Annotated in this window: 5 protein-coding genes; 2 read left to right on the top strand and 3 right to left on the bottom strand. The window is 74.5% G+C overall.

Annotation, left to right across the window (positions count from 1 at the left end; genetic code table 11):
* Window positions 1-206 precede the first annotated feature (206 nt).
* Entirely contained in the window at window positions 207-539 is a 333-nt protein-coding gene (locus MXD58_RS30435) for a nitroreductase family protein (RefSeq protein WP_284678743.1), read from the top strand.
* An 82-nt stretch (window positions 540-621) separates the two neighbouring features.
* Here the strand turns inward: MXD58_RS30435 and MXD58_RS22635 are convergent, their stop codons facing one another.
* Together MXD58_RS22635 and MXD58_RS22630 are read right to left on the bottom strand one after the other, a co-directional pair.
* On the bottom strand, window positions 622-1,395 hold the full coding sequence (locus tag MXD58_RS22635) for an MsnO8 family LLM class oxidoreductase (RefSeq protein WP_248836985.1): 774 nt from the start codon (window positions 1,393-1,395) through the stop codon (window positions 622-624).
* A gap of 7 nt (window positions 1,396-1,402) precedes the next feature.
* Window positions 1,403-2,185 (bottom strand): hypothetical protein, encoded by a 783-nt coding sequence (locus MXD58_RS22630; RefSeq protein WP_248836986.1) that lies wholly within the window; start codon window positions 2,183-2,185, stop codon window positions 1,403-1,405.
* A 304-nt stretch (window positions 2,186-2,489) separates the two neighbouring features.
* Between MXD58_RS22630 and MXD58_RS22625 the strand changes: the two genes are divergently transcribed.
* Window positions 2,490-2,717 carry a hypothetical protein gene (locus MXD58_RS22625; protein WP_248836987.1) on the top strand — a complete coding sequence of 76 codons (228 nt, stop codon included), beginning with the start codon at window positions 2,490-2,492 and terminating at the stop codon, window positions 2,715-2,717.
* A 63-nt stretch (window positions 2,718-2,780) separates the two neighbouring features.
* Here MXD58_RS22625 and MXD58_RS22620 read toward each other — a convergent pair.
* The coding region (locus MXD58_RS22620; protein ID WP_250609879.1) for a class I SAM-dependent methyltransferase at window positions 2,781-3,787 on the bottom strand (1,007 nt) is incomplete at its 5' end.

Below are 3,787 nucleotides of genomic sequence, written 5' to 3'. Positions count from 1 at the left end.
CCGCGCCGAGCACGGCGGGGTGCCTCGGCTGTTCTACTCACTGCCGTACCTCGCCTCGATCAACGCCATGGCCCGCCCCGGCGGAGGGTGCCGCCGGGCGCGGCCTGCCGAACCGGTACGACCACGCCAGCGCCGGACGGCTGGTACCCGGGCCGAGGCCGGTGTCGGTGGACACGGCGGGCCGAACGCGGCCCGACCGGGTGCCGATGCCCGCTGGACCGGACCTGCTGCTGCTGTCCACCGCCGGCGACGAGCCGGCGGACTGGCTGATGGCCGGCCGCGCGCTGGCGACGGTCCTGCTGGTGGCGACCCGCCTGGGCCTCGGCGTGATGCTCGTCAACCAGCCCATCGACGCCGAGGACACCCGCCGCGACCTGGGCCGCGCGACCGGAATCGCCGGCCATCCCCAGGCGCTGCTCGCCGTCGGGTACGCCCTCGAACGCCCCGCCCCGCAGACCTCCCGGCGCGCCGTCGACACCTACTTCACCAACCGCCGCGGCCCACTTCCAGCCGACGAGCGGCGCGGAACGACGGCGTAAAGTCAGCGCCATCAAGCGGACAACGTCTGCGGTGTCGCCACCGGGCCCGCCGGCCGAGAGGGGGAGCCCCCTCGACGTCCCCTCAAGTGCTCGCGGTGGCGGGGGCGGTGACGAGTTCGACGGCGCGCAGGCGGTCCTCGCGGGCGGGGGCGGCGGGAGCGAGCATCAGTTCGTCGGCGCCGGTCTGCTCGGCCAGGTCCCCAAGGTAGGCCCGGACCTCGTCGGGGGTGCCGACGGCGGTGTAGCGCATCATGTCGCGGATCTGGGCGCCGCCCGGCGTTTCGAGCAGGGCGTCGACCTCGGCGTCGCTCAGGGTCGCGCCGCGGGCGAGGAACATCCGCGCCCGGCCACGCAACGCCGCCCGGAACTGCTCCGCGGCCTCCTCCGGCGTCGGCGCGGCGGCGAGGCCGGCGGCGACGATCAGGTAGGGCCGCGGATGAGCCTCGGACGGACGGAACTCCGACCGGTAGGTCCGCACGGCCGCGTGCAGTGCGGCGGGGGCGAAGTGGGAGGCGAAGGCGTAGGGCAGGCCGAGGGCGGCGGCGAGCTGGGCGCCGAACAGCGACGAGCCGAGGATGTACAGCGGCACGTTCGACCCGTCGCCCGGCGTCGCCCGCACCCCGGCGATCCGGGTGCGGCCGCTGAGGTAGCCCTGCAGTTCGAGGACGTCGCGGGGGAACGCGTCGGCCGATTCGGGGCCGCGGCGCAGGGCCAGCATCGTGTTCTGGTCGGAGCCGGGTGCCCGGCCCAGGCCGAGGTCGATGCGGCCCGGGTGCAGCGCGGCGAGGGTGCCGAACTGTTCGGCGATGAGCAGCGGCGAGTGGTTCGGCGGCAAGGTACGGCGGACAGGCTCCATCCGGCGCTCAGGCCAGGCCCTGGGCGGTGACCCAGTCGGGCGCGACGGTCTCGCCGTCGACGGTGAGGGTGTAGGCGCCTTCCTCATCGAGCTGGGTGACGAGCAGGGCGAGCAGCGTCTGCAGCCGGGCGAGGCGCTCGCTGCCGGGCGCCGCCCCGGATTCCAGCGCGATCGCGAAGCCGCTGAGCCAGGGTGCGAAGACCTCGTCGTAACGGGCGTCGAAGTAGGCGAAGCCGGCGCACTGCTCGGCCTGGCCGTCGGGGCCGCGCATCAGCTCGCCGATCGCCCGCTGCTCCTCCCGCCAGAGCATGAACCGCGACGAGTGAAACGTGTCGATCCGGTCGTAGCTGTCGGTGCTGAACTCACGGCCCATGTCGGCGAGCAGCGCGGCGACGAGCCGGGTGTCGGCGGCGCTCTCGAAGCGCAGCAGCGCCAGCCGCGAGTAGAGGATCTCCAGGGTGCCGAAGTACCGGGCGACGCAGAACAGGGTGCCAAGGGTGGCGAGCCGACGGCGACGCGGCGTGGATTTCAGGTAGGCGAGGAAGGCGTTCTTACGGATGTTGTGGATGCGGGCGCCGAGCTCGAAGGCCGCGACGAGCAGCGGCTCGCGGTACCGGTCGAGTTCGGCCTTCGCGGCGGAGCGTTTCTCGCTCTCGCGGGTGGACCGTTCCAGCTCGTAGCGGACCCGTTCGAGCTCGACGCCCTGGCGGTGCGTCCACACCGAGGCGCCGACCGACACCACGACGCCGGCCAGCGACGAGATGAGGGCGGCGGCGATGCCCGCGTCCACGGCACCCCCCGTTCCACGCTCCGCCGGCCGATATTTGATCCACGTGCACGCGGACAGCAGGCTACCGCCGCGCCGATCACCGGGGATCAAGTTCGTCCATCCCGATGTATAGAAGCCCTTCGTGAGGGGATAAGCACCATCAGCGACGACAGCCGACGGCCCCGAACGAACGGACGACGCCACCCGGGTACGCGGTGGCACCCACGGGCCGCCCGGCCGGCGACGCGCCGCCCACCGGTGAGCACTCCCGGCCGGGCGGACCAACGGAGCAACCACAGCACCGAACTGCGGAGAGGACGCCACCATGACCACGACAGCGCGCGACGGCTCGGCCACCGGAACGAAGGACACCCAGTACGACCTTCTCTGGTACACCGAGAGCTGCCTGGACAACGCCCTGCGGTTGGACTCCTACATCGCCGACGCCGAGCGCGACGGCGACCGCGAGTTGACCGACCTGTTCCGCCGCGCGCAGTCCGACAGCCGCAAGGGCGCCGAGCAGGGCAAGCAGCTGCTGCGCAGCCGCCTCTGACCGTCCTGTCCGGGCGGGCCCGGCCCGCCCGGACAGCCGGGACGGCCCGGACAGCCCGGACCGCTAACCGTGATCGGCGACGAGGATGCGGCTGCCGCGCAGGGACTGGCGGTGTCGCGCCGGGGTCGCGAAGCGGCGAGCGAGGGTGAGCATGGTGTCGTCGCGGACGACGGTGAAGCCCTGCGCGCCCGCGGCGCGGCGCATCGCCCGCGGCGTCCACGCCGACCGGTTCGGTTCCCGGGCCATCGGGTTCTCGACGCCGCCGAGCCGGCCGAGGAGGCCCGCCGCGAGCCGGCCGAGAGCGAAACCGGCCGTCGGCGGGTGATAGTGCAGGACCAGCCGGCTGCCGGGCGCGGAGCGCCGCCCCACCACGCCCAGGGTGGCAAGCACCTGGCCGCGGGTGAGATAGGGGACGACGCCCTCCCAGATCCAGACGGTCGGGGCACGGCGGCGGTGCCCGGCGGCGGCGAGCGCGGCGTCGAGGTCGTCCCGGCTGAAGTCGACCGGGACGTACGTCGGCGCCGACAGCGGCGTGGACGAGGCAACCGTCAGCGGGCGCGGTGGCGCGGCCAGGGCCTCGGCGCGCTGCGCCTTGTCCCGTTGCGAGGCCGGATGGTCGACCTCGAACACCCGGCGCCCGGCCAGTTCGGGCATCCGCCAGACCCGGCCGTCCAGCCCGGCCCCGAGGATCACGACCTGGGCGTCCGGCCTCTCGTCAGCGGACCCGGCGCCGGGCGGGTCCGCGTTCGGGCTCGCGCCGGCGGGTCCGGTGCGCAGCGGGGCGCGGAGCAGCGTCTCGCGCACGGCGTCGTCGATCGTGATGGTTCGGGGGGCCATCACGTCGCCGCAGGAACGCACCATCTCGAAGGCCAGCCGCGGCCCGACGCCGGCCGGCATCGCGCCGGCCCGGACCTCCTCGACGACCGCTCGTTCCTCGGGACGTAGCAGCGCGAACGCCGTCGGGTCGTCGAACCGGCCGGGCGCGAGGCGTCCGTGCGCGACCGCCCGGCCCTGGCAGACAAGCACCGCCGTGCGGCTCGCCCCGCCGGCGCCGCCCATCGGCCGGTGCC

It is taken from the genome of Frankia sp. AgKG'84/4 (assembly GCF_023242965.2).
Taxonomy (GTDB): domain Bacteria; phylum Actinomycetota; class Actinomycetes; order Frankiales; family Frankiaceae; genus Frankia.
Note: the sequence above shows the minus strand (reverse complement) of the source record. Positions and strands in the feature narration are given on the sequence as shown.